At 64.5% G+C, this 20,675-nt stretch carries 23 protein-coding genes; 13 read left to right on the top strand and 10 right to left on the bottom strand.

The window, feature by feature from the left end; translation table 11 throughout:
• The first annotated feature begins 182 nt into the window (after window positions 1–182).
• The 3 genes from IVA88_RS23360 to IVA88_RS23350 all read left to right on the top strand — a co-directional run bounded on the left by IVA88_RS23360 (window position 183) and on the right by IVA88_RS23350 (window position 2,802).
• Complete coding sequence (locus tag IVA88_RS23360; RefSeq protein ID WP_247499510.1) at window positions 183–1,682, top strand: leucyl aminopeptidase; 1,500 nt, start codon at window positions 183–185, stop codon at window positions 1,680–1,682.
• A gap of 6 nt (window positions 1,683–1,688) precedes the next feature.
• Complete coding sequence (locus IVA88_RS23355) at window positions 1,689–2,141, top strand: DNA polymerase III subunit chi (RefSeq protein WP_247499509.1); 453 nt, start codon at window positions 1,689–1,691, stop codon at window positions 2,139–2,141.
• Window positions 2,142–2,307: 166 nt separating this feature from the next.
• Complete coding sequence (locus tag IVA88_RS23350) at window positions 2,308–2,802, top strand: hypothetical protein (RefSeq protein WP_247499508.1); 495 nt, start codon at window positions 2,308–2,310, stop codon at window positions 2,800–2,802.
• A gap of 135 nt (window positions 2,803–2,937) precedes the next feature.
• Here IVA88_RS23350 and IVA88_RS23345 read toward each other — a convergent pair whose 3' ends face one another.
• The gene (locus tag IVA88_RS23345) at window positions 2,938–3,174 is read right to left on the bottom strand and encodes a tripartite tricarboxylate transporter substrate-binding protein (RefSeq protein WP_247499507.1); all 237 of its coding nucleotides are present in this window, start codon (window positions 3,172–3,174) and stop codon (window positions 2,938–2,940) included.
• A gap of 40 nt (window positions 3,175–3,214) precedes the next feature.
• Between IVA88_RS23345 and IVA88_RS23340 the strand changes: the two genes are divergently transcribed.
• Entirely contained in the window at window positions 3,215–4,180 is a 966-nt protein-coding gene (locus IVA88_RS23340) for a tripartite tricarboxylate transporter substrate binding protein BugD (RefSeq protein WP_247499506.1), read from the top strand.
• 162 nt (window positions 4,181–4,342) lie between these two features.
• On the opposite strand, the gene IVA88_RS23335 is transcribed toward IVA88_RS23340, so the two are convergent.
• From IVA88_RS23335 to IVA88_RS23325, 3 genes are all read right to left on the bottom strand, one after another.
• Window positions 4,343–6,205, bottom strand: coding sequence for an ABC-F family ATP-binding cassette domain-containing protein (locus tag IVA88_RS23335; RefSeq protein WP_247499505.1), 1,863 nt, complete (start codon window positions 6,203–6,205; stop codon window positions 4,343–4,345).
• Between the two features lie 71 nt (window positions 6,206–6,276).
• Window positions 6,277–6,450: a hypothetical protein gene (locus IVA88_RS23330; RefSeq protein WP_247499504.1), complete on the bottom strand. Its 174-nt coding sequence runs from the start codon at window positions 6,448–6,450 to the stop codon at window positions 6,277–6,279.
• 216 nt (window positions 6,451–6,666) lie between these two features.
• The gene (locus tag IVA88_RS23325) at window positions 6,667–6,912 is read right to left on the bottom strand and encodes a sulfur globule protein precursor (RefSeq protein ID WP_247499503.1); all 246 of its coding nucleotides are present in this window, start codon (window positions 6,910–6,912) and stop codon (window positions 6,667–6,669) included.
• Window positions 6,913–7,222: 310 nt separating this feature from the next.
• Between IVA88_RS23325 and ndk the strand changes: the two genes are divergently transcribed.
• Window positions 7,223–7,645 carry a nucleoside-diphosphate kinase gene (gene ndk, locus IVA88_RS23320; RefSeq protein WP_092294601.1) on the top strand — a complete coding sequence of 141 codons (423 nt, stop codon included), beginning with the start codon at window positions 7,223–7,225 and terminating at the stop codon, window positions 7,643–7,645.
• Between the two features lie 44 nt (window positions 7,646–7,689).
• Window positions 7,690–8,550 carry a TerC family protein gene (locus tag IVA88_RS23315; protein ID WP_247499502.1) on the top strand — a complete coding sequence of 287 codons (861 nt, stop codon included), beginning with the start codon at window positions 7,690–7,692 and terminating at the stop codon, window positions 8,548–8,550.
• A 4-nt stretch (window positions 8,551–8,554) separates the two neighbouring features.
• Here IVA88_RS23315 and ppx read toward each other — a convergent pair whose 3' ends face one another.
• The 4 genes from ppx to IVA88_RS23295 all read right to left on the bottom strand — a co-directional run bounded on the left by ppx (window position 8,555) and on the right by IVA88_RS23295 (window position 13,701).
• Window positions 8,555–10,057, bottom strand: a complete 1,503-nt coding sequence (gene ppx, locus IVA88_RS23310) for an exopolyphosphatase (RefSeq protein ID WP_247499501.1) — start codon at window positions 10,055–10,057, stop codon at window positions 8,555–8,557.
• A gap of 15 nt (window positions 10,058–10,072) precedes the next feature.
• Window positions 10,073–12,265 (bottom strand): RNA degradosome polyphosphate kinase, encoded by a 2,193-nt coding sequence (locus tag IVA88_RS23305; protein WP_247499500.1) that lies wholly within the window; start codon window positions 12,263–12,265, stop codon window positions 10,073–10,075.
• A gap of 123 nt (window positions 12,266–12,388) precedes the next feature.
• On the bottom strand, window positions 12,389–13,066 hold the full coding sequence (locus IVA88_RS23300) for a DnaA/Hda family protein (RefSeq protein ID WP_247499499.1): 678 nt from the start codon (window positions 13,064–13,066) through the stop codon (window positions 12,389–12,391).
• A gap of 92 nt (window positions 13,067–13,158) precedes the next feature.
• Entirely contained in the window at window positions 13,159–13,701 is a 543-nt protein-coding gene (locus IVA88_RS23295) for a CDP-alcohol phosphatidyltransferase family protein (protein WP_247499498.1), read from the bottom strand.
• 155 nt (window positions 13,702–13,856) lie between these two features.
• On the opposite strand from IVA88_RS23295, the gene purM reads away from it, so the two are divergent.
• Together purM and purN are read left to right on the top strand one after the other, a co-directional pair.
• Window positions 13,857–14,930 (top strand): phosphoribosylformylglycinamidine cyclo-ligase, encoded by a 1,074-nt coding sequence (purM, locus tag IVA88_RS23290; RefSeq protein WP_247499497.1) that lies wholly within the window; start codon window positions 13,857–13,859, stop codon window positions 14,928–14,930.
• The gene (gene purN, locus IVA88_RS23285) at window positions 14,930–15,583 is read left to right on the top strand and encodes a phosphoribosylglycinamide formyltransferase (protein WP_247499496.1); all 654 of its coding nucleotides are present in this window, start codon (window positions 14,930–14,932) and stop codon (window positions 15,581–15,583) included. The genes purM and purN overlap by 1 nt, the downstream gene beginning before the upstream one ends.
• Before the next feature lie 97 nt (window positions 15,584–15,680).
• Here the strand turns inward: purN and IVA88_RS23280 are convergent, their stop codons facing one another.
• Window positions 15,681–15,887: a cold-shock protein gene (locus tag IVA88_RS23280; RefSeq protein ID WP_007591938.1), complete on the bottom strand. Its 207-nt coding sequence runs from the start codon at window positions 15,885–15,887 to the stop codon at window positions 15,681–15,683.
• Window positions 15,888–16,264: 377 nt separating this feature from the next.
• Between IVA88_RS23280 and IVA88_RS23275 the strand changes: the two genes are divergently transcribed.
• The gene (locus tag IVA88_RS23275; protein ID WP_247499495.1) at window positions 16,265–17,422 is read left to right on the top strand and encodes an autotransporter outer membrane beta-barrel domain-containing protein; all 1,158 of its coding nucleotides are present in this window, start codon (window positions 16,265–16,267) and stop codon (window positions 17,420–17,422) included.
• 80 nt (window positions 17,423–17,502) lie between these two features.
• Here the strand turns inward: IVA88_RS23275 and IVA88_RS23270 are convergent, their stop codons facing one another.
• On the bottom strand, window positions 17,503–18,543 hold the full coding sequence (locus IVA88_RS23270) for a LysR family transcriptional regulator (RefSeq protein WP_247499494.1): 1,041 nt from the start codon (window positions 18,541–18,543) through the stop codon (window positions 17,503–17,505).
• A gap of 71 nt (window positions 18,544–18,614) precedes the next feature.
• On the opposite strand from IVA88_RS23270, the gene IVA88_RS23265 reads away from it, so the two are divergent.
• Genes IVA88_RS23265 through IVA88_RS23250 form a run of 4 tightly spaced genes read left to right on the top strand, consistent with a single transcriptional unit; the run spans window position 18,615 to window position 20,629 of the window.
• Window positions 18,615–19,232 carry a hypothetical protein gene (locus IVA88_RS23265; RefSeq protein ID WP_247499493.1) on the top strand — a complete coding sequence of 206 codons (618 nt, stop codon included), beginning with the start codon at window positions 18,615–18,617 and terminating at the stop codon, window positions 19,230–19,232.
• The gene (locus IVA88_RS23260; RefSeq protein ID WP_247499492.1) at window positions 19,219–19,839 is read left to right on the top strand and encodes a GNAT family N-acetyltransferase; all 621 of its coding nucleotides are present in this window, start codon (window positions 19,219–19,221) and stop codon (window positions 19,837–19,839) included. Before IVA88_RS23265 ends, IVA88_RS23260 begins: the two co-directional genes overlap by 14 nt.
• A 25-nt stretch (window positions 19,840–19,864) precedes the next feature.
• Window positions 19,865–20,428, top strand: coding sequence for an isochorismatase family protein (locus tag IVA88_RS23255; RefSeq protein ID WP_247499491.1), 564 nt, complete (start codon window positions 19,865–19,867; stop codon window positions 20,426–20,428).
• A gap of 30 nt (window positions 20,429–20,458) precedes the next feature.
• Entirely contained in the window at window positions 20,459–20,629 is a 171-nt protein-coding gene (locus tag IVA88_RS23250; RefSeq protein ID WP_247499490.1) for a hypothetical protein, read from the top strand.
• Window positions 20,630–20,675 lie beyond the last annotated feature (46 nt).

The following is a 20,675-nucleotide window of genomic DNA, read 5'->3' as shown; positions in this document are numbered from 1 at the left end:
CCATGGCACCCTCAACATATGGTTAATATTTCCCTCGTTGTGGCCTCGCGGCCACGGGGGTGCTTGGCATCTGCCGGGCCGGTGGCCCATAGTGCGGCATGCTCAGTGAATCGCCGTTCAGCTCCGGCCCGTGGCCGGGACCGCCGATCGGTAAAAAGCCCCATGTTTTTGAGGAGTTACTCATGTCCGATGCCATCAAGGTCGGCTTTGTCCCGTTGGCTTCCGCCGCCCGTGGCATCCTGGTCGTGTTCTGCGACGATGGCCTGAAGCTCGGGCCGGCGACCGCCAAGGCGCTCGGCGGGGCCACCGAACTCGTGAAGCGGGCGGCAACCGCCGCCGCCTTCAAGGGCAAGAGCGGCGCTGCGCTCGACATTCTCGCGCCGGAGGGCGTGAAGGCCACCCGGCTTATCGTGATCGGCGTCGGCAAGGCGGCCGGCCTGAAGGCCAACGACTTCCTCAAATTCGGCGGCGTGGCGGCGAGCAAGCTTCCGGCCGGGGCGGCGGCCATGACCATCATGGCGGAACTGCCCGATGGCGCCATGACGAGCGAGCAGGCGGTCGCGATCGCCTCGGGCCTGCGGCTGCGCACCTACAAGTTCGACCGCTACAAGACCAAGAAGAAGGACGGCGAGGAGGGCGGGTCGCGTGCCGACATCTCGCTTGCGGTCGGCGACGTCGCCGGCGCGAAGAAGGCATTCGCATCGGCCGCCGCGATCGTGGATGGCGTGATCATTGCGCGCGACCTCGTCAACGAGCCGCCGAACGTGCTTTTTCCCGAGGAGTTCGCGCGCCGCGCGGGCCTGCTCCGCAAGCTCGGCGTCAAGCTCGAGGTGCTCGACGTCAAGGCGATGGACAAGCTCGGCATGGGCGCGCTGCTCGGCGTCGGCCAAGGCTCGGCGCGGCCGAGCCGCACCGTGATCATGCGTTGGGACGGCGGCAAGAAGGGTGAGGCACCGGTTGCCTTCGTCGGCAAGGGCGTCTGCTTCGACACCGGCGGCATTTCGATCAAGCCGGCCGGGAGCATGGAGGACATGAAGGGCGACATGGGAGGCGCGGCCTGCGTCGTCGGCCTGATGCATGCGCTGGCGGCACGCAAGGCCAAGGTCAACGTCGTCGGCGCCATCGGCCTCGTCGAGAACATGCCCGACGGCAACGCGCAGCGCCCCGGCGACATCGTCACCTCGATGTCGGGCCAGACCATCGAGATCATCAACACCGACGCGGAAGGCCGCCTGGTGCTTGCCGATGTCCTCTGGTACGTCGCCAAGAAAACCAAGCCGAAATTCATGGTGGATCTGGCGACGTTGACCGGCGCGATCGTGGTCGCGCTCGGCACCGAGCATGCCGGCATGTTCTCCAACAATGACGAGCTTGCCGAGCGGCTGTTGGCAGCCGGCATCGAGAGCGGCGAGAAGGTCTGGCGCCTGCCGCTTGGCCCTGAATACGACAAGCTGATCGATTCCCAGTTCGCCGACATGAAGAACACCGGCGGCCGCCATGGCGGCTCGATCACCGCGGCGCAGTTCCTGCAGCGCTTCGTGGACGGCACGCCTTGGGCGCATCTCGACATCGCCGGCACCGCCATGGGGGCGCCGAAGACCGACATCAACCAGAGCTGGGGAAGCGGCTATGGTGTCCGCTTGCTCGACCGTCTGGTCGCCGACCATTACGAGCGCAAATGACCCGAGATGACTGAAGTACTGTTCTACCATCTGCAAAACATGACGGTGGAGAACGTGTTGCCGCCGCTTCTCGAGAAATCGCTTGAGCGCGGCTGGCGCGTCGTGGTGCAGTCGACTTCGCCGGAGCGCGCCGATGCGCTCGACGCTCATTTGTGGACCTATCGCGACGATTCCTTCCTGCCGCACGCGACATGGCGGGTGGGCGACGCCGCCGATCAGCCGATTGTCCTGACGGTCGAGGAGGACAATCCGAACGGTGCCAATGTCCGCTTCCTCGTCGACAGCGCCGCGCTGCCGCAGGACGCACAGAACTATGAGCGCATGGTGCTGCTGTTCAACGGCGATGATCCGGACGCGCTTGCGTTCGCCCGCAGCGCCTGGACGGATTGCAAGGCGCGCGGATTTGATGTCACCTATTGGCAGGCCGACGAGCGGGGCCGGTGGCAGAAGCGGAATTAGCGATCGCTCGCAATTAATGATAATTTCTACTTTTCGGACAATGATGGCTTTTGTCACCTTCGTGCCGCAAAGTGATGTTGGGACAATCGCTTAGAGCCGATCCTTCACGCGGGGAATTTAGTTTATCGTGCGACATCAAAAGCTTCCCAGCTCGCTCATAGTTGCGATGGCTGCCGTAGCCCCGCTGGTCGCGGGCTGTTCGGGCGGGACCGATCTGTTGTCCAGGGATACCCAGTGGTTCAACACGCCCAGCCGCCTGTTCATCAAAAGCATCTCGATTGAGTCGCCGCCGCTGACCCCCGACAAGCCGGTTCGAGCCGAGGATCTGGTCAGCGCCGACGGGGGCTGTGCCGGCATGGCGCCGCCGCCCGGGCCGGCTGATGCGAATGCGTCCACCACGGCGCCTGCGCCCACGGGCGGTACCGTCGCACTCGGCCACACCGAATGCGACGTCGTGCGCGGCATCGGCGCGCCCTCGAACGTCAACCTCTCCGCTGATGCCGCCGGCAGGCGCGTTGCGGTCGTGACGTGGACGACCGGCCCGCGCGCCGGCATCTATACGTTTACGGCCGGCCGCCTGTCCTCGATCGAGGGCACGCCGGAAGCGCCGGTCTTGCCCAAGGCGACCAAGCCGAAGCCGAAGAAGAAGTCGGCGGCTTGACGCTCTGAGTGCCGCGCCGGTTACTGGATCGGCGCGATTCCCACCCGCTTGATCAATTCCGCCCATCTCGGAGTTTCGACCCGGATCTGGGTACGCCCGCCGAGGCGAATGTAAGGGTGCCCGGGTCGCGCCGCGTCAGGTCGACCAGATCCTGCACGCCGTCGCCGGCACGTCCTTGTTCACGACCAGGATGTTTGGCGCGATCATGATTTGAGCTACGGCGACCAGATCGTGCGCGGGATCATACGGCAGCTTTGCATAAAGAGTCGGGTTGATGACGATCGCCGCATTGCCCGCCATTAGCAGCGTCGCGCCGGCAGCCACACTATGCCGCGGCCGCGACACGCCTGATGACGTGATGGCTGCGGCCAAGAATGCTACATATGGAGTAAGCAAAAACTTGGAGGAAAGTATGCGGCTTATCGCCCTCGTATCGGCTCTGCTCTTGCCCTTTGGCGCGGCGCTCGCTCAGGACTATCCAACAAGGCCCGTCACCATGCTGGTGCCGTTCGCCGCCGGGGGACCTACGGACACCATTGCTCGCCTGACCGCGGCAGGCATGTCGAAATCGCTCGGCCAGCAGGTCGTCGTGGAGAACGCTCCCGGCGCTGGTGGCACCATCGCCACGACCCGCGCCTCGCGGGCCCAGCCCGACGGATACACGCTGCTGATCCATCATGTCGGCCTGTCGACCGCCGCTACACTGTACCGCAACCTCAGCTATGACACGAAGACGGCCTTTGCGCCGATCGGGCTTGTGACCAATGCGCCGATGACCATCATCGCGCGTCCGGATTTTCCGGCCGACACGCTGAAGGAATTGGTCGCCTACGCCCAACAGCAGGGCGACAAGTTGACCTATGCCAATGCCGGGCTCGGAGCGGCGTCGCATCTCTGCGGCATGCTGTTCATGACGGCGATCCAGAAGCAGCTCACCGCGGTGCCCTACAAGGGCAACGGCCCCATCATGAACGATCTTCTCGGCAGGCAGATCGATCTCACCTGCGACCAGGCGACGAACACGACCGGCCCGATCATGTCGAAGCAGGTCAAGGCCTATGCGATCACCACCAAAGAGCGGCTCAAGAGCCTGCCCGATCTGCCGACGGCCGACGAGGCCGGCCTCAAAGGGTTCGAACTTGGCGTCTGGCACGGCATCTATGCCCCCAAGGGCACGCCGCCGGCGGTCGTTCAGAAGCTGACGGCGGCGCTCCAGTCCGCACTCAAGGATCCCACGCTGATCGCTCGGTTCAACGACATCAACACGGAGCCTGTCCCGCAGGACAGGGCGACGCCGGAGGCCCTCGCTGCGATGCTCGCGAGTGAAGTCGACCGGTGGGCCCCGATGATCAAGGCAGCCGGCCAATTTGCGGACTAAGATTCCTGCGCAATCTCGCGCCGGCATTGCCCGTGGGTTGGGCCAAGTCGATAGCGAAAAGAACATACCCTTCAATGGCCAATTATCAGGTAATAAAATACCGGTACTTCGCATGGGGTTGTTTTTCGGCTTTTGATGATGCTGGCCGTCGTCGCGGAGACCTTACCCCGCCGCCTCATCAAACTGCGTGCTCGCCTCGAGCCACTGCTCCTCGGCGCGTGCCAGCGCGTCGGCCGCATTGGCGCGTGCTTTCGACAATTGCGCGGCCTGCTTGGGATCGCGGGTGAAGATGTCGGGCAGGGCGAGTGCAGTGTCGATCTTGGCGATGATGTCGCTGACGCGGGCGATCTCGGACTCGGCTTCCGCGATGCGCTTCTTCAGCGAGCCGCGATTGTCCGATCTCGGACGCTGCGGCCTCTCGCTGGCGGCGCTGCGCTCGCGCGGGGCGGGCTCGCCATTGCGCGCGGACAGCACCAGGCGGCGATATTCATCGAGGTCACCCTCGTAATTGGTCACCGTGCGGTCGGCGACGATCCAGAGTTGATCGGCGCAGGACTCGATCAGATAGCGATCATGCGAGACCATAATGACAGCGCCGGGAAATTCGTTGATGGCTTCGGCGAGCGCGGCGCGGCTGTCGATGTCGAGATGGTTGGTCGGCTCGTCCAGGATGATCATGTTGGGGCCGAAGAAGGTCGCAAGTCCCAGCAGGAGCCGCGCCTTCTCGCCGCCCGACAATTTTCCGACCTTGGTGTCGGCCGCCTTGCCGGAAAAGCCGATCGCGCCGGCCCGGGCGCGTACTTTCGCTTCCGGCGCTTCGCCCATCAGCTTGCGGACGTGATCGTAGGCGGAGCCGTCCTCGTTCAATTCGTCGAGCTGGTGCTGCGCGAAATAGGCGATCGACAGCTTGTCCGCGCGCGTCACCTTGCCCGAGAACGGCGCGAGGCGGCCGGCGAGCAGCTTTACAAGGGTCGACTTGCCGTTGCCGTTGGAGCCGAGCAGCGCAATGCGGTCGTCATTGTCGACGCGCAATGTGACGCGGTTAAGCACGGGCGTGTTCGGATCGTAGCCGACCACGACGTTGTCGGCGGCGATGATCGGCGGCGACAGAATTTTCTCGGGCGCGGGGAAACTGATCTCGCGCACATCCTGGGTGACCAGCGCCGTGATCGGCTTCAGCCGCTCCAGCATTTTGACGCGCGATTGTGCCTGCCGGGCCTTGGAGGCCTTGGCCTTGAAGCGGTCGACGAAGGCTTGCAGGCGCGCGCGTTCGGCTTCCTGGCGCTTGACCGCTTTGGCATCGAGCATCTCGCGCATGGCGCGCTGCTCCTCGAAGGAGGAGTAGGTGCCTTTGTAAAGCGTGAGTTTGCTGCGCTCCAGATGCAGGATCTGGTCGACCGAGCTTTCCAGCAGGTCGCGATCATGGCTGATCACGATCACGGTGCGCGGATAGTGCGCAAGGTGATCCTCGAGCCACAGCGTGCCTTCCAGATCGAGATAGTTGGTGGGCTCGTCGAGCAGCAACAGGTCGGGAGCCGCGAACAGCGTTGCGGCAAGCGCGACGCGCATGCGCCAGCCGCCGGAGAATTCGGCGCAGGGGCGGAGCTGGTCGGCGGCGGAGAAGCCGAGACCGGAAAGGATGGCTGCGGCACGGCTCGGTGCCGAATGCGCGTCGATGTCGACCAGCCGGGTCTGGATCTCGGCGATCTGGTGCGGATCGGTCGCGCTCTCGGCCTCGGTGAGCAGCGCGTCGCGCTCGAGGTCGGCCTTGAGCACGACCGAGATCAGGCTCTCGGGGCCGTTCGGCGCTTCCTGCGCGAGGCTGCCGACGCGCCAGCGGGGCGGCAGGGTCACCGTGCCGTGCTCGGCCGCGAGCTCGCCGCGTATCACCTTGAACAGGGTCGATTTGCCGGTGCCGTTGCGACCGACCATGCCGACGCGAGATCCGGGCGTGATCTGCACGGAACTCTGGTCAATCAGAAGGCGTCCGGCGAGGCGGATGGAGAGGTCGGTGATAGCGAGCATGCGGCCTTGTCACCGCACCCGGGATCAAACGCAACCCGTTTTTCCGTGTCCGCGAGCCGGTGCTTATCAGGTCAGTGCGAATCGCGGTCGCGCTGCTTCAGCTCATTGAGGAGTTGCTCGAGGTGCGTCGGAAGCCTAGCTTCGGGCCGCAGGCTCTGCTGGAGCCGCTCGCCCACGGCATCGCGGATCGAGCGGCTGGTGCGCCGGTCGATTTGTTCGCTGTCATCGGCGAAAAGGCCAGCCATCGCGGGGTTCCGTGTTCTCAAAGGAGCGACACGGTACCAAGTCCTTGGCCCCCAAATGGTTTCGCCACTCGCGGCGATCGCCCGGCATTCTAGCAAAAATTGTATGAAGCCGCGCAATATCCCTTCCGAATACAAAGCCCCGGCGCTGGGGACGCCGGGGCTTCGCTTGGAAGTACCCTTGGGGGCTCAAGTACCCTTGGAAAGGTGCTGTCGGGCTCAGTAGCAGCGGTTGATCATCCGCCAGCGGGGTCCCCAGGGGGTCGGGACCAGCCGGCGCACGTAGCAGCCGCCGTAGCCGTAGGAGACGGGGGCATAGAAGCGCGGTCCACCCCAGCCGTGATGCCAGCCACCGCCGCCGCCATGGCCCCAGCCGCCATGCCAGTGAGCGGAAGCGGAGGTCGGCGCCAGCGCGGCACCCAGCGCGAGCGCGGCGACAGCGGCAAGCGAAAGTTTCCTCAACATGGTGATCTCCTCAAAACTGCCGGCGCGGGGCTATCGCGTCGATGGAAAGGCCGCCGAAACGGTCCGCCTCGGGCGGAGGCTTAGGTTTCGATGGACCTGAGATTATCCGAGCGAGGCTGAACCAAACCCTGACGGAGCCTTTAGATTGGGTTCATCTGAGTGAAATCGTTGTCATCCATATTGGAATTCGGACCCCTGGCCTGCGGCGAAGCGCTCGCGAGCCCGTTTTGGCGGTCGCTTGCCGTCAGGCGAAGGCGCCGATATAAGCCCGGCAACTCCGAACCGCCGCATTCTCCCCAAGGACAAGATTATGGCCATCGAACGCACTTTCTCGATCATCAAGCCCGACGCCACCGCGCGTAACCTCACCGGTGCGGTTAACGCCGTGATCGAGAAGGCGGGCCTGCGCATCGTCGCGCAGAAGCGCATCCGCATGACCAAGGAGCAGGCCGAGACCTTCTATGCGGTTCACAAGGCGCGGCCGTTCTTCGGCGAACTCGTGGAATTCATGACCTCGGGCCCCGTGGTGGTCCAGGTGCTGGAAGGCGAGAACGCCGTCGCCAAGTATCGCGACGTGATGGGTGCGACCGATCCGTCCAAAGCGGCCGACGGCACCATCCGCAAGCTCTACGCAAAGTCGATCGGCGAGAACTCCGCGCACGGTTCGGATGCGCCGGAGACCGCCGCGATCGAGATCGCGCAGTTCTTCTCGGGCAACGAGATCGTCGGCTGATCCATCAGCCGATAAGTTAAAAAGACGCGGCGAAAGGACGTAGTGTGAACTGGCTCTGGCAGATCTTCGATCCCGCTATGATCGGGGCATTCTTCACCCAGTTCCGCGTTGAGATGGCCGAGCCGACCTTCTGGGTTGCGGTCGGCAAGATCATCTGGATCAACGTCCTTTTGTCCGGCGATAATGCGCTGGTGATCGCGCTCGCCTGCCGCGGCCTGAAGCCGCGGCATCGGCTGTGGGGCATGATTTTCGGTGCGGGCGCCGCAGTATTGCTGCGGATCATCTTCACGGGCATCGTCGCAAGCCTGATGGAGCTGCCGTACCTCAAGCTCGTCGGCGGTCTCGCGCTGATCGTGATCGCGGCCAAGCTGCTGGTGCCGGAGCAAGAGGACGAGGACGGCGTCGAATCGGCCTCGCATCTGTGGCAGGCCGTGCAGATCGTCGTCGTCGCCGACATTGTCATGAGTCTGGACAACGTTATTGCGGTGGCCGCCGCCGCCAATGGCAGCGCGCCCTTGCTGGTGCTCGGTCTTGCCATCAGCGTGCCGCTGATCGTCGCCGGTGCGGCGCTGATCATGGCGCTGCTCGCAAAGCTGCCGGTTCTGGTGTGGGCCGGCGCGGCGCTGCTCGGCTGGATCGCGGGCGAGGTGATCGCGACCGATCCCGGCATCGCGCCGAGGCTGCACACGCTGTTTGACGGTCCGTTCGGCGCCTCGCTGGACAACATGCTCGGCGTGTTGCGCATCCCGCCGCAATTCACCCATGGCGGCGGAGGCGGCGAATATCTCTGCGCAGCTCTTGGCGTCGTCGTCGTGCTGGTGGTCGGCACCATCTGGCGCCGCCGCAGCCTCAGCGCGGCCGCACCGGACTCCTCCGAGCGCCACGCCAAGGCCTCGGCAGAATAGTTTTCTACCGTCTGACGATGGAGCCGGCGCGGTTGATCAGCCGGGCGAGCGCGCGGAAGCGGCTGCCGACGCGATCCGCAACGAGATCGCCGAGGCGGTGCTCGAACACCAGCAACAGCTTGCCGCCCAAGCTGCGGAAATGTGTCGCGGGCAGGACGCCCGGACGCGCAGCCGAAATCAGATGCGCGACGCGGAAGGCCGCGCCGAGCAGGCGGGCGCGTTCGAGCTGCGCCGGCGTCAGCAACTCCTGCATGGCGACCGGCGGCTGGTTCTCCTCGCTGAGGCCCGCATAGCGGTAGAACACGGAGAGGCCGACGAACGCGCGCTCGATGTGGGTGATCGCGCCGAAATTGCCGTTGACGACGAGGCTCAGCGTCTGCTCGCCGCGATGGTCGGGATGCACGCGCCAGCCGATGTCGGACAGCAGGCACGCGGCGTGGCGCAGACGGCGGTCCTCCGCAGTCTCGCGCAGTTTCACCACACGCACGAGGCGGTCGGTCCAGGCGATCAGCTCGCGCGCGTGCTTCGCCGAACGCGACAGCAGCTGGTTCAGCTCCTCGGCCGCACAGATCAGTCCGTCCGTGTTGCGTTCGGACTCCGGCAGCTTTTCGTGCAGCAGACCCTCGCGCACACCGAAGGTCGAGAACACGATGGTCTTCGGCTTCGCCACCCGGATGATGTGCTCGAGCACCAGTGCCGCATAGGTGAGGAGCGGGCGCCGGGCATCGGCGACGATCTCGATATCGGCGAGCATGTCGGCGGCCGCAAGCCGGCGGAGACGCCGCGAAAAGTCGAGCGCCTCGGCGGCCGAAATCGAATAGCCGTGCATCACCTGGAGCGGATAGCCGCTCTGGATGATGTGGATGCGCGCAAGCGCGCGCCAGGTGCCGCCGACGGCGTAGAAGCTGCGGCCGCTGCCGGACTTGAGCTGCGATACCTCGGCGAGTGCCTCGCGCACGATTCGGTCGGCGCGTTTCAGGGATTTATGCGCGAGGTCCTGCAGCGCGAGGCCGCCGAGCGGCAGCGTCACGCCGCTGCGCACGCTGTTCTTGCGCACGTCGATCAGTTCGAGGGAGCCGCCGCCGAGGTCGCCGACGATGCCATCGGGATGATGGATGCCGGAGATCACGCCAAGCGCCGACAGCCGCGCCTCGCGCGGGCCCGACAGGATCTCGATCTTCACGGCGCAGATGCGTTCGGCTTTCGCGATGAAGTCAGCGCCGTTGGAGGCGTCGCGGCAGGCGGCGGTCGCAATCGCAAACACCCGTCCGACCTGCATCACCCGGCACAGCGCACGGAAGCGCTTGAGCGAGGTCAGCGCCTTGTCGACGGCGTCGGGCGCAAGCAGTCCCGTGCTCTGCACCTCGCGCCCGAGGCCGCACAGCGTCTTCTCGTTGAAGATCGGAATGAGGCTCCGCGCCAGTCCCTCGTACACGACGAGACGGACCGAATTTGAGCCGATGTCGATGACCGCGACGCTCGAGCCGCGCCTGCGCGGCCGCTTCACGTCGACGATCCCGGATCAGGATTGATGACGTTCATTACGGCGCGTGAGGCGGCGCGGCGAGGATTCCTTGAGCGACTTACCACGGCCAGACAGACTCGGATTTGTCATGAAGTAGTTGTGGACGTTGAAAGGCTCCTCGCCCTTCGCGGTCTTCATACGCGTTGAGGACCCGTCCGGCAACAATTGCCAGCTCTGTTCATTGTCCTTGAGATTCGCGACCATGATCTGTTCGAGAACCTGCTGATGCACCGTGGGATTTTGCAGCGGACACAGCACCTCGACGCGGCGGTCGAGGTTGCGCGGCATCATGTCGGCCGAGGAGATATACACAGCCGCTTTCGCGCTCGGCAAGCCCTGACCCATGCCGAAGCAGTAGATTCGGCCGTGTTCAAGGAAGCGTCCGATGATCGACTTGACGCGAATGTTCTCCGACAGGCCGGGAATGCCGGGCCGCAGGCAGCAGATGCCGCGCACCACGAGCTCGACCTGCACGCCGGCCTGTGACGCCTCGTAGAGCGCGTCGATGATGTCGGGGTCGACCAGCGCGTTCATCTTCATCCAGACCGCACCGGGCCGGCCGTGCCGCGCATGCGCGGTCTCGCCCTGGATGTGCTCGATGATCCGCTTGCGCAAGGTCAGCGGCGAGACCGCCATCTTTTCCAGGTCGCTCGGTGCGGCGTAGCCCGTGATAAAGTTGAACACGCGCGCGGCGTCGCGGCCGATGGTCGGATCCGAGGTGAAATAGGAGAGGTCGGTGTAGATGCGCGCGGTCACCGGGTGATAATTGCCGGTGCCGGTGTGGACGTAGGTTGTGAGGCTGCCGCCCTCGCGCCGCACCACCATCGAGAGTTTCGCGTGGGTCTTGAGTTCGAGGAAGCCGTAGACGACCTGCACGCCGGCGCGTTCGAGGTCGCGTGCCCAGCGGATGTTGGCCTCTTCGTCGAACCGCGCCTTCAGCTCGATCAGCGCGGTGACGGATTTGCCGGCCTCGGCAGCTTCCACGAGCGCGCGCACGATCGGCGAGTTGCTCGAGGTGCGGTAGAGCGTCTGCTTGATGGCGACGACATCAGGGTCGCGCGTCGCCTGCTGAAGAAACTGCACCACGACGTCGAAGGATTCGTAGGGGTGATGGACGACGAGGTCCTTCTGCCGGATCGCAGCGAAGATGTCGCCGCCTTGCTCGCGCACGCGCTCGGGATGGCGGGGCACGTAAGGGGTGAATTCCAGGTCGGGCCGGTCGAGGCGGGTGAGTTGGGAGAGCTCGTTCATGGCGAGCACTCCGTCGACCAGGAACACCTCGTCGTCGGAGGTCGACAGCGCGTGCTGCACGAAGCTGCGCAGCTGCTCCGGCATCTTGGCGTCGATCTCGAGCCGGATCACCGAGCCGCGGCGGCGGCGCTTCAGCGCAGTCTCGAACAGGCGGACGAGATCCTCGGCCTCCTCCTCGATTTCGAGTTCGGAGTCGCGGAGGACACGGAAGGCGCCCTGGCCGTGGAGATTGTAGCCGGGGAACAGGCGGTTGATGAACAGCGCGGTGGCCTGCTCCAGCGAGATCAGCCGGACGACCTTGCCCTCCGCCGGCAGACGGATGAAACGGTCGATCTTGCCGGGCATGCGGATCAGCGCGTTCATCTGCTTGCCGTCGGCGGCGCGCGTGAGCTGGAGCGCGATGGTGAAGCCGAGGCTCGGAATGAAGGGGAAGGGGTGGGCCGGGTCGATCGCGAGCGGGGTCAGCAGCGGGAACACGTTGCTGAGGAAGTAGTCCTCGATCCAGGTTCGTTCCGCCTTGGTGACCTCCTTGCCCTCGACCAGCACGATGCCCTCGCCGGCGAGCGTGCCGCGCAGGTCGCGCCAGATCGCCTGCTGGTCGGAGGCAAGCTGCGAGACCGTCCGGTTGATGAGCGCGAGCTGCTCGGACGGCGTCAGGCCGTCGGGGCTGCGTTCGGCAATGCCCTCGCGCACCTGGGCCTTGATGCCGGCGACGCGGACCATGAAGAACTCGTCGAGGTTATTCGCTGAAATCGACAGGAACCGCACCCGCTCCAGCATGGGATGACTGGGGTTGACCGATTCCTCCAGGACGCGGCGGTTGAAGTGCAGCCAGGAGAGCTCGCGATTGATGAACCGCTCGGGGCTCGATGCGATCGCCGGCGGGCCTCCGGCTTCCGGGGCTTTTTCTTTAACTTCAACAGCTTGCGCAGAGTCCATCAGAAGTCGGTCCATCCAGTTCAATTTGCGACTTACGCGCAAAACCCGCGGGAGCATGTGTTAGAGCGATGACGTTTCGATGACATTGATGTTCCGCCCCCCGGCCGCGTCAAGCCGCCTTGGTCAGACATCCCGAAGCAGCTCGGCGGCCAGCGCCCGGGTGACGGGGCGACCGAGGCGCAAGGCCTCGCTGTCGAGCAGGTCCACGGCCTGCCGGGCGGCGGCCGGGGACCGCTCCAGGCGGGTGGCGAGGTAGCTGACCACGCTCTCGTCCACGGCAAGTTGGCGGTCGGCGCAGAATTTGACGATCAGGCCGCGGAAGAGCTGGTCGTCGGGCGGCAGCAGCGAGATGACCGGCACGGCGCGGAGCCGCGAGCGCAGGTCGGCAAGCTCGATATCGAGAGATGCGGGCACCTCGCGCCCGGTGAAGAGGACGTAGGCGCCGTCCTCCCGGGCCAGGTTCATCAGATGGAACAAGGCGCGCTCGTCGAATTCCCTGGCGTTGGGATCCTCGACCACCAGGGCGCCGGTGGCGAGCGCACCCGGGACGGCTTCGGCGGTCAGCCCATTGGCCGTGGTCGAGCGGGCGCCTGAAGCCTCGGCCCAGATCGCGGCGAGATGGCTCTTGCCGCTTCCTTCCGGACCGGCCAGCCACATGATCCGGTTCGGCCATTCCGGCCAAGCGTCGATGAGGGCAAGACCAGCGGTGTTGGCGGGGCCTTCGAGGAAATTGTCCCGGCTCAGGCTCTCCGCATGCGGAAGCGAAAACGCCAATTGTCGGGGATGAACGCGGCCTGGCACGCTTGCTTTGCTCCGTGCCGGCGTGCCGGCTTCGTTTGAAGAGATGCGACCGATCGAGCGGGAGTTGGCCTTTTGCGGGGCCGCATCCCGACTCATTTGGCCTCGATGGTGCTCATGTGCCGCAACCACTCGACGAGATAGAGCGATACGGAGGAGAGCGTGAAGATCGTGACGAGCCCCATCAGGATTATATCATAAGGACCGGCTTTGAAGCCGAAGGCGAGGGCGGCCAGCACCAGCGCCGCGAATGCCACCTGAGCCACAGTGTTGAGCTTGGATACTCTCGAGGGCTTCATCTCGACAGGGCGATCGAACAGCCACGAAACCATCACGGCGGCGACGATCATGATGTCGCGCGAGACCACCAGGATGACGATCCAGCGCGGAATCGCACCCCAGATGCCCAGGGCCATGTAGATCGAGACCAGCAGCGCCTTGTCGGCGAGCGGGTCGAGCAGGGCGCCAAGCTCGCTCGTCATATTGAAGCGCTTGGCAAGGAAGCCGTCGACCGCGTCGCTGATACCCGCGATCAGGAAGACGGCAAACGCCACCTCCATTTGGCTCGACACGATGGCCCAGACGATGATCGGGACCAGCATGATGCGGCCCAAAGTAATGATGTTCGGTATACTCACACGGCGCTTCCCGGCACCCGGCCTGACCTCGAATTCGGCCCTTTGGAGGCTGAACCGGTTGATATCTCTACATAGTATACGGAGACGCGCCATGCGAGCCATTGCGCGTCCCCGGAATTCGACGTAACCAGCCCCAAACCCACTGGAAATCGGGCATGACCGACCGCAAAAACGGCCTCACTTACGCCGATTCAGGCGTCGATATCGACGCGGGCAACCGCCTGGTCGACCTGATCAAGCCAATGGTGCGCGCAACCGCGCGGGCCGGCGCCGACGCCGAAATCGGCGGATTCGGCGGCCTGTTCGACCTCAAGGCGGCCGGTTTCAAGGATCCCATCCTGGTGGCCGCGACCGACGGCGTTGGCACCAAGGTCAAGATCGCGATCGAGACCGGCCTGCATGGCGGGATCGGCATCGACCTCGTCGCCATGAGTGTCAACGACCTCGTGGTGCAGGGCGCCGAGCCGCTGTTCTTCCTGGACTATTTTGCCTGCGGCAAGCTCGACCCGGAGGCGACCGCATCGATCGTCGCCGGTGTCGCCGAAGGCTGCCGCGAATCCGGCTGCGCCCTGATCGGCGGCGAGACGGCCGAGATGCCCGGCCTCTACAAGGACGGCGACTACGACCTCGGCGGCTTTGCCGTCGGCGCCGCGGAGCGGGGCACGCTCTTGCCGCGCAAGGATATCGCCGCCGGCGATGCCGTGATCGGGCTCGCCTCGTCGGGCGTGCACTCCAACGGTTTCTCGCTGGTGCGGAAGATCGTGGAACAATCCGGCCTCGGCTTCGGGGCGCAGGCGCCGTTTGCGCCTGTCATGACGCTCGGCGGCGCGCTGCTGACGCCGACGCGGCTCTATGTCAAATCCTGCCTGCGCGCGATCCGCGAGACCGACGCGGTGAAGGGGCTTGCCCACATCACCGGCGGCGGCTTCACCGACAACATTCCGCGCGTGCTGCCGCCGCATCTCGGCGTCGGTATCGACCTGCCGCGCCTGCCGGTGCTGCCGGTGTTCAAATGGCTGGCAGCCCAAGCCGGCATCGCCGAGCTCGAAATGCTGCGCACCTTCAACTGCGGCATCGGCATGATCGCGATCGTCGAACCGGACAAGGTCGACGAGGTCGTGCGGGTCCTCACCGAAGCCGGCGAGACCGTCGCGCAGCTCGGCACCGTGATCGCGGCCGAAGGCGAGCATCGCGTCGTCTATAATGGCCACCTCGACCTGGCGCTGTGATGAAACGCCGCGTCGCCATCCTGATCTCCGGCCGCGGCTCCAACATGTCCGCGCTGATCAGGGCCGCTGCTGCTGCGGATTTCCCGGCGGAGATTTCGCTCGTCATCTCGAACAAGGCCGACGCGCTCGGGCTCGAACGGGCCAAAGCGAGCGGCGTGAACACGCTGGTGATCGAAAGCAAGCCGTTCGGCAAGGACCGCGCCGGCTTCGAGAAGGTGCTGCAAGCAGCGCTCGATCAGCACGGCATCGAGCTGATCTGTCTCGGCGGTTTCATGCGGCTGTTCACGGCTGAATTCACAAAAGCCTGGTACGGGCGGATGCTCAACATCCATCCCTCGCTGCTGCCGTCGTTCCCAGGCTTGGACCCGCATGGCCAGGCCTTGCGCGCCGGCGTCAAGCTGTCTGGTGCGACGGTGCACTTCGTCATCCCCGAGACCGATGCCGGCCCAATCGTGATGCAGGGTGCGGTGCCCGTGAGCGATCACGATACCGGGGCGACGCTGTCGGAGCGTATCCTCGAAGTCGAGCACCGCATCTATCCCGCAGCCCTGAGCCTGCTCGCGACCGGCAAGGTCCGGATCGAGGGCGATGTCTGCAAGACCGCGGGCAGCGGGCCATCGGAGAATTTTCTGGTTGCGCCGTTGGTGCGGTGAAGCGCCGTCACACTGCGAAATACTACTCATCCCAAACAAAAACCCCCGGCAGAGCCGGGGGCAACGTCATGATCTCTTGCGCGGACGGCGAGAGAAATCAGGAAACCTTGAGGTTCTCCGCGGATGCTTTGCCGCGGTTCTCCACGAGGTCGTATTCAACCACCTGATTTTCATTGAGGGTCGAGAGTCCGGCACGCTCGACGGCGGAAATATGGACGAACACGTCCTTGTCGCTGCCGTTCGGCTTGATGAACCCGTAACCCTTGGTCGGGTTGAACCATTTGACGGTGCCCTTTTGCGGCATCCTCAGTCTCCTCCGCTGGATACAAAAAAGACGCGGCCGCTTTTCGCGTGCCACGCCACAAACGGGCTTCCGGAAGTCTGTTCGATCTTGAGTGTCAATGTCGCGAAACGCACAGTCGAGCGGCCAATTCCGATTGTGTCCGATATTGCAACATGAAAATCGCGCGTTAGCAAGCCGCGCGCGGATTTCAAGATCGGGCCGGCCGCGTCGACATGCAATTTGCGACCTGTTGCCGGGGAACCACAATTGGGTGCAAACGCCGCGGTGATCAGGTGCCGACCGGTTGACCCATCGTGGCAGTTCAGCACAAATCTCGCATGCGCCGCAGGCCGTGTTGCATTTTTGCGCGCCACCACTTTACTTTAGGATTGGTCGTCATGTGCTGCACCTCGCAGCCCTCAAGGACACGGCAGACGTTCAGGCTGGCCGGCCTCCTCCGGATCAAAACGGCGATCGCGATGGCGTTTGCGCTCGTCGTGATGATGTCTTCCGCGGCGCCCGGCTTCGCGCAGAGCCCGACACCTGCTCCGTCCCCGACACCTACGCCATCACCGACGCCGATTCCAATGCCAAGTTCGACCAATTACGACCAGTCGGCCGGCAATAGCGCGCTCAATCTCGGCTCGAATTTCCTGGAGCGGCTCGGCGCCCAGGCATCTGGCGGCGTCAACCGGGCGTTCCGGACCAATCCCGGCGGCGGCGGCGCGTCAGCCGGTACGGAAGATCCGCGCTACCGCACCTGGTTCGAGGGCTACGGCATCTCGGTCCGGACCGATGCGCAGGGCGACTTTGTCGGCGACAAGCGCAAGACGTTTGGCGGTGTCGCAGGCTTTGGCGCTCGGCTCGCACCCGGCGTCAATATCGGCTTCTCCGTCGACCAAAGCCACACCGACATCGACGTGCCGCTCGCGCTGCAATCCGCAACCCTGGACCTGACGCAACTCGGCTTCAACGGCTCCGTCGACAAGGGCCCGTGGACCTGGGCTTTCGCGGTGGTGCACGGTTTCGGCAAGGTCGGTTCCAGCCGGGATACCGGCTTGGGCCTTGCGACCGCGGGCTATCGCGCCGCGATCGACGGCGCGCTGACCGAGATCAACTATTACTGGACCAAGGACCAGATGCGCATCGTGCCCAAGGGCGCGCTGGAATATGTTCGCGCCACCAGCGTCGCGTTCCAGGAGACCGGCGGCCTCGATCCCCTCAATGTCGGCGCAACGGCGCTCTCACGTGCGCGCGTCATGATCGGGGCCGAGATCGGGCGCTACTTCATCTTCGACCAGAAGATCCTGGACCTGTCCGCCTACGGCAAGTTCGTCGACAATTTCTATCAGAACCTGGGATCCGTGCAGGTCAGCCTCGGCACCCAGAGCATCGTCGTGCCCGGCATCGGCGAGAGCCGCTACGGCATGGATGCCGGCGCCTCGGCCTCCCTCAGCCTGACCAACACCGCGCGGCTCTACGTCAATTACGACGGCAAGTTCCGCAACGAGCTGACATCGCACCAGGGGACGGTCGGCTTTGAATATCGGTGGTGAGGCGAAGCCTGCCCGCGTCCGCCCAGAGCATGATCCGGAAAAGTGCGAAGCGGTTCTCCGAAAAAGGTCATGCCCAAGCTTCAGGTCGGCATTGCCGCGATATATCCCGTCAATCCAAAGCCCTCGCGCGCGGCCGTCATCATCGGCACCAGTGCGTTCGGGTGGATGAACTCTTCGCGGAAACAGGGATAGGCCTTGGGATCGAAGATTTTCTTCAGCCAATCGACCACGATCTTGTGGCGCTCGGAGGCGCGGAACTCCTTGTGATAGGTGAGCCAGAGATCGGCGTGGTGACTGACGCCGAGATCGACGGCAACGAGCGGAGCGCCGAGCGCGATCGAGACCGTCGGCAGGAACCCGATGCCGGCGCCGCGCTCCACTGCATAGAGCACGCCGACCGATGAGTTGGTCTTGATTCCGACGATGCCCTCGAGGGACTTCAGCCCGAGCACACGGGCATAAGCGCCGTCGTCGACCTGCGGCGCGCTCTGCTTGATAATGCGGTGGTTCCTCAGCTCGGCCAGGCTAGCCGGCACGCCGTAGAGGTTCTCGTACTCCTTCGAGACGAACGGATAGATGTGCAGACGGCCGAGCTTGGCGACGATCAGATCGGGATTGGTCGGTGGCTCCAGCTGGATCGCGATATCGGATTCGAGGCGCGCGACGTCAGCTTGCTCCATCGCGCAGCGCAGGTCGACGGTGATCTTGCGATAGGTCTTCTGGAAGTCGATCAGTCGCGGCAGGATCCAGAAATTGCCGGGGCCTTCCGTCACCGCGACGCGCACGGTGCCTGACATGTCGTTCGACGACCGCGAGGCACGCCGGAAAACGTTGAAAGCATGACGCTCCATGTGCGCGACGTCGGCGATCATCGCGCTGCCTTCGTCGCTGAGCGTGAGCCCGCTCTGGTCGCGGAGGAACAGCTTGCAGTCGATGCTCTCTTCGAGTCGGTCGATCCTGCGCATCAGGGTGGTGGAGGTGAGCCCTAGCTCCTCGGCGGCGTTGCGGAAGCTTTTATATTTTGCGCAAGCTAAAAACAGTTTCAAATCGTCCCAGGACGCATCCAGGGCTTCTTCACCGTGCTGCATCATCGCAGCACCCCGGTGCAATAACTGCTGCATACGACTGATCCCCAGCCGCTAAGCTCTAGGTCATAGCGGGGCACGAAAGCCGCAAACGATAGAGGGGTGACATGGGTATGGAAAGGGGCTCGTTTGCCGCAAGGCATGATTTTGACGCGCTGCCGCTCAGTCCGGATATCGATGTCCGTTGTGCCCGATTTTCCGAACTCGCCGCGCTTTCGCAGATGGCGCACCGGCTCGTGCCGGGCGTTCGGATCGGGACGGCCGAGCTTGCAAAGTACTTCACCTTCGATCCCGAGAGCATCCTGACTTTCAGCCGGAAGGGCAACCTCGTCGGCGGCATGGCCTTCCTGTTTCTCAACGACCGCGGGCACGATGCGCTGCTGCTGGACGAGATCTGCCTCACCGCGCCGGAGACGCGCCATCTCGCCTCTGCGAACGAGGACGTTGCTGCCATCTACATCTGGGCGATCGCGGCGACAGGGCGCGGTGTCGCCGGTCTCGGCAAGGCCGCGGCTCATCTGCGACAGCTAAGGTTTCGCAACGCGGATTGCTATGCGCAGCCGTCAACCGTGGCCGGACGCGACATCATGAGGGCGACCGGCTTCGAGCCTGTTCCGAGCTTCCAACCCGACCTCTGGTGCTACGAGCGGCCGTGGCATCGGCAGCCGATGCGCATGCCGGGCGCGATCATCCAAGCAAGGAGTTTTGCAGATGCACGGTACTAGGATTCCTCTCGCGAAGCCCGACTCCCGCTCCATCACCATTCGCCTCGCGCGCGATCTCAGCGATCTCATGCTGGTCACCGCCATTCGCTCCGCAGTGTATCTTGCCGAGCAGGATTGTCCGTTCGAGGAGGAGTTCGACGGCAACGACATGGTCGCCGCGCATTTCATAGGCTACGTCGGCAACGAGCCTGCGGGCTGTCTGCGGGTGCGGTTCTTCGGCGATTTCGCCAAGGTCGAACGGCTCGCGGTGCGGCACCAATATCGGCGCTCGCGCGTCTCGTTCAAGCTAGTACAGGCGAGCGTCGACTATGTGAAGCGCAAGGGCTTTCGCAAGATCTACGGCCAGGCGCAGGACCGGCTGGTCGATTTCTGGGCCCATTTCGGCGCCAAGCCGCTCGGCCACAACCGCAAGATCACGTTTTCCGATTTTTCCTACACGGAAATGCTGCTGGAGATCGAACCCGGCCCGGATGCCATCACGCTGGACAGCGATCCTTACGTGATCATCCGTCCCGAGGGTGATTGGGACCGGCCGGGCGTGCTCGACGCCTCGGCAGGACGGGCCGTGACGTCGCCGCTGCGGGACGTCGCGCCCGCTAGCCGTTGAAACTGGTGCAGCTGCGCGCAAGATCATGCTGGTTTCCATCACCGACGATCCGCCGATCCTGGTCTGCGCGGATCTCCAGGTCGAATATCTGACCCCTGGACGTCGCCACGTCATCCTCGACGGCGAGGTTGCCACGGCGCGCTGCCTGGAACTGCTGACGCTGTGGCGCGACAATCTCTGGCCGGTGATGCATCTGAAGCGCATCGCGCAGGCGGCCTGGTTCAATCCGGCATCCAGGCTGACCGATTGGGTCGCGGAGGCGAAGCCGCGGCCGGGAGAAATGACGTTCGAGCACCCGTTGCCGTCGGCCTACAGTTCGTCGCGGTTCGTGGACTACATGTCCAATATCCGCAATGTCCGTTGCGTGCTCGCGGGCTTTTCCCTGGATGAAACTATCCTGGCCACCGCCGTCGACGGGTTTCACCGCAGCCATCGCTACCAGGTGGTGGCCGACGCGGTAGCCTGCCGGCAGCCGGGGACCAGCGATGCCGCCGCCTACAAGCATGCGGTAGTGAATATGATTGGGAATTTTGCTACAATCCAGTCCAGCGTCGAACTGATCAGAACCAGCGGCGCCATCGCGGTGTAGGCGGTCGCGATCGGCGGATGGAGTGGGACATTGTCACGGGGAGATCAGCTCAAGGAGCTGGCAAGCGACCTGTCGCATGCCGCCGAGGCGGCGCGCCGTCTTGGTCTGCCCACCACGGTGTATCTGCTCTCGATGGCACTGGTGGAGGTGCGGGAAGCCGCTGCCGCTGATAGCGATGGGAATGACGACGGCGCGGCGTGACAGCTGCCCAATATGTGGCTTTGTGCAACGCTGCTGAGCGCTTGCC

The sequence above is a fragment of the Bradyrhizobium sp. 149 genome (genome assembly GCF_023073915.1).
GTDB lineage: Bacteria > Pseudomonadota > Alphaproteobacteria > Rhizobiales > Xanthobacteraceae > Bradyrhizobium.
Note: the sequence above shows the minus strand (reverse complement) of the source record. Positions and strands in the feature narration are given on the sequence as shown.

Bases quoted from the DNA above. Each gene is read 5' to 3' on its own strand.
- IVA88_RS23270 (WP_247499494.1), bottom strand. From the start codon at position 18,543: ATGCAGCAGTTATTGCACCGGGGTGCTGCGATGATGCAGCACGGTGAA.
- IVA88_RS23255 (WP_247499491.1), top strand. From the start codon at position 19,865: ATGCTGGTTTCCATCACCGACGATCCGCCGATCCTGGTCTGCGCGGAT.
- purM (WP_247499497.1), top strand. From the start codon at position 13,857: ATGACCGACCGCAAAAACGGCCTCACTTACGCCGATTCAGGCGTCGAT.
- IVA88_RS23260 (WP_247499492.1), top strand. From the start codon at position 19,219: ATGCACGGTACTAGGATTCCTCTCGCGAAGCCCGACTCCCGCTCCATC.
- IVA88_RS23275 (WP_247499495.1), top strand. From the start codon at position 16,265: ATGTGCTGCACCTCGCAGCCCTCAAGGACACGGCAGACGTTCAGGCTG.
- IVA88_RS23360 (WP_247499510.1), top strand. From the start codon at position 183: ATGTCCGATGCCATCAAGGTCGGCTTTGTCCCGTTGGCTTCCGCCGCC.
- IVA88_RS23280 (WP_007591938.1), bottom strand. From the start codon at position 15,887: ATGCCGCAAAAGGGCACCGTCAAATGGTTCAACCCGACCAAGGGTTAC.
- IVA88_RS23355 (WP_247499509.1), top strand. From the start codon at position 1,689: ATGACTGAAGTACTGTTCTACCATCTGCAAAACATGACGGTGGAGAAC.
- purN (WP_247499496.1), top strand. From the start codon at position 14,930: ATGAAACGCCGCGTCGCCATCCTGATCTCCGGCCGCGGCTCCAACATG.
- IVA88_RS23340 (WP_247499506.1), top strand. From the start codon at position 3,215: ATGCGGCTTATCGCCCTCGTATCGGCTCTGCTCTTGCCCTTTGGCGCG.
- IVA88_RS23330 (WP_247499504.1), bottom strand. From the start codon at position 6,450: ATGGCTGGCCTTTTCGCCGATGACAGCGAACAAATCGACCGGCGCACC.
- IVA88_RS23325 (WP_247499503.1), bottom strand. From the start codon at position 6,912: ATGTTGAGGAAACTTTCGCTTGCCGCTGTCGCCGCGCTCGCGCTGGGT.
- IVA88_RS23335 (WP_247499505.1), bottom strand. From the start codon at position 6,205: ATGCTCGCTATCACCGACCTCTCCATCCGCCTCGCCGGACGCCTTCTG.
- IVA88_RS23350 (WP_247499508.1), top strand. From the start codon at position 2,308: ATGGCTGCCGTAGCCCCGCTGGTCGCGGGCTGTTCGGGCGGGACCGAT.
- IVA88_RS23265 (WP_247499493.1), top strand. From the start codon at position 18,615: ATGGGTATGGAAAGGGGCTCGTTTGCCGCAAGGCATGATTTTGACGCG.
- IVA88_RS23305 (WP_247499500.1), bottom strand. From the start codon at position 12,265: ATGGACTCTGCGCAAGCTGTTGAAGTTAAAGAAAAAGCCCCGGAAGCC.
- ndk (WP_092294601.1), top strand. From the start codon at position 7,223: ATGGCCATCGAACGCACTTTCTCGATCATCAAGCCCGACGCCACCGCG.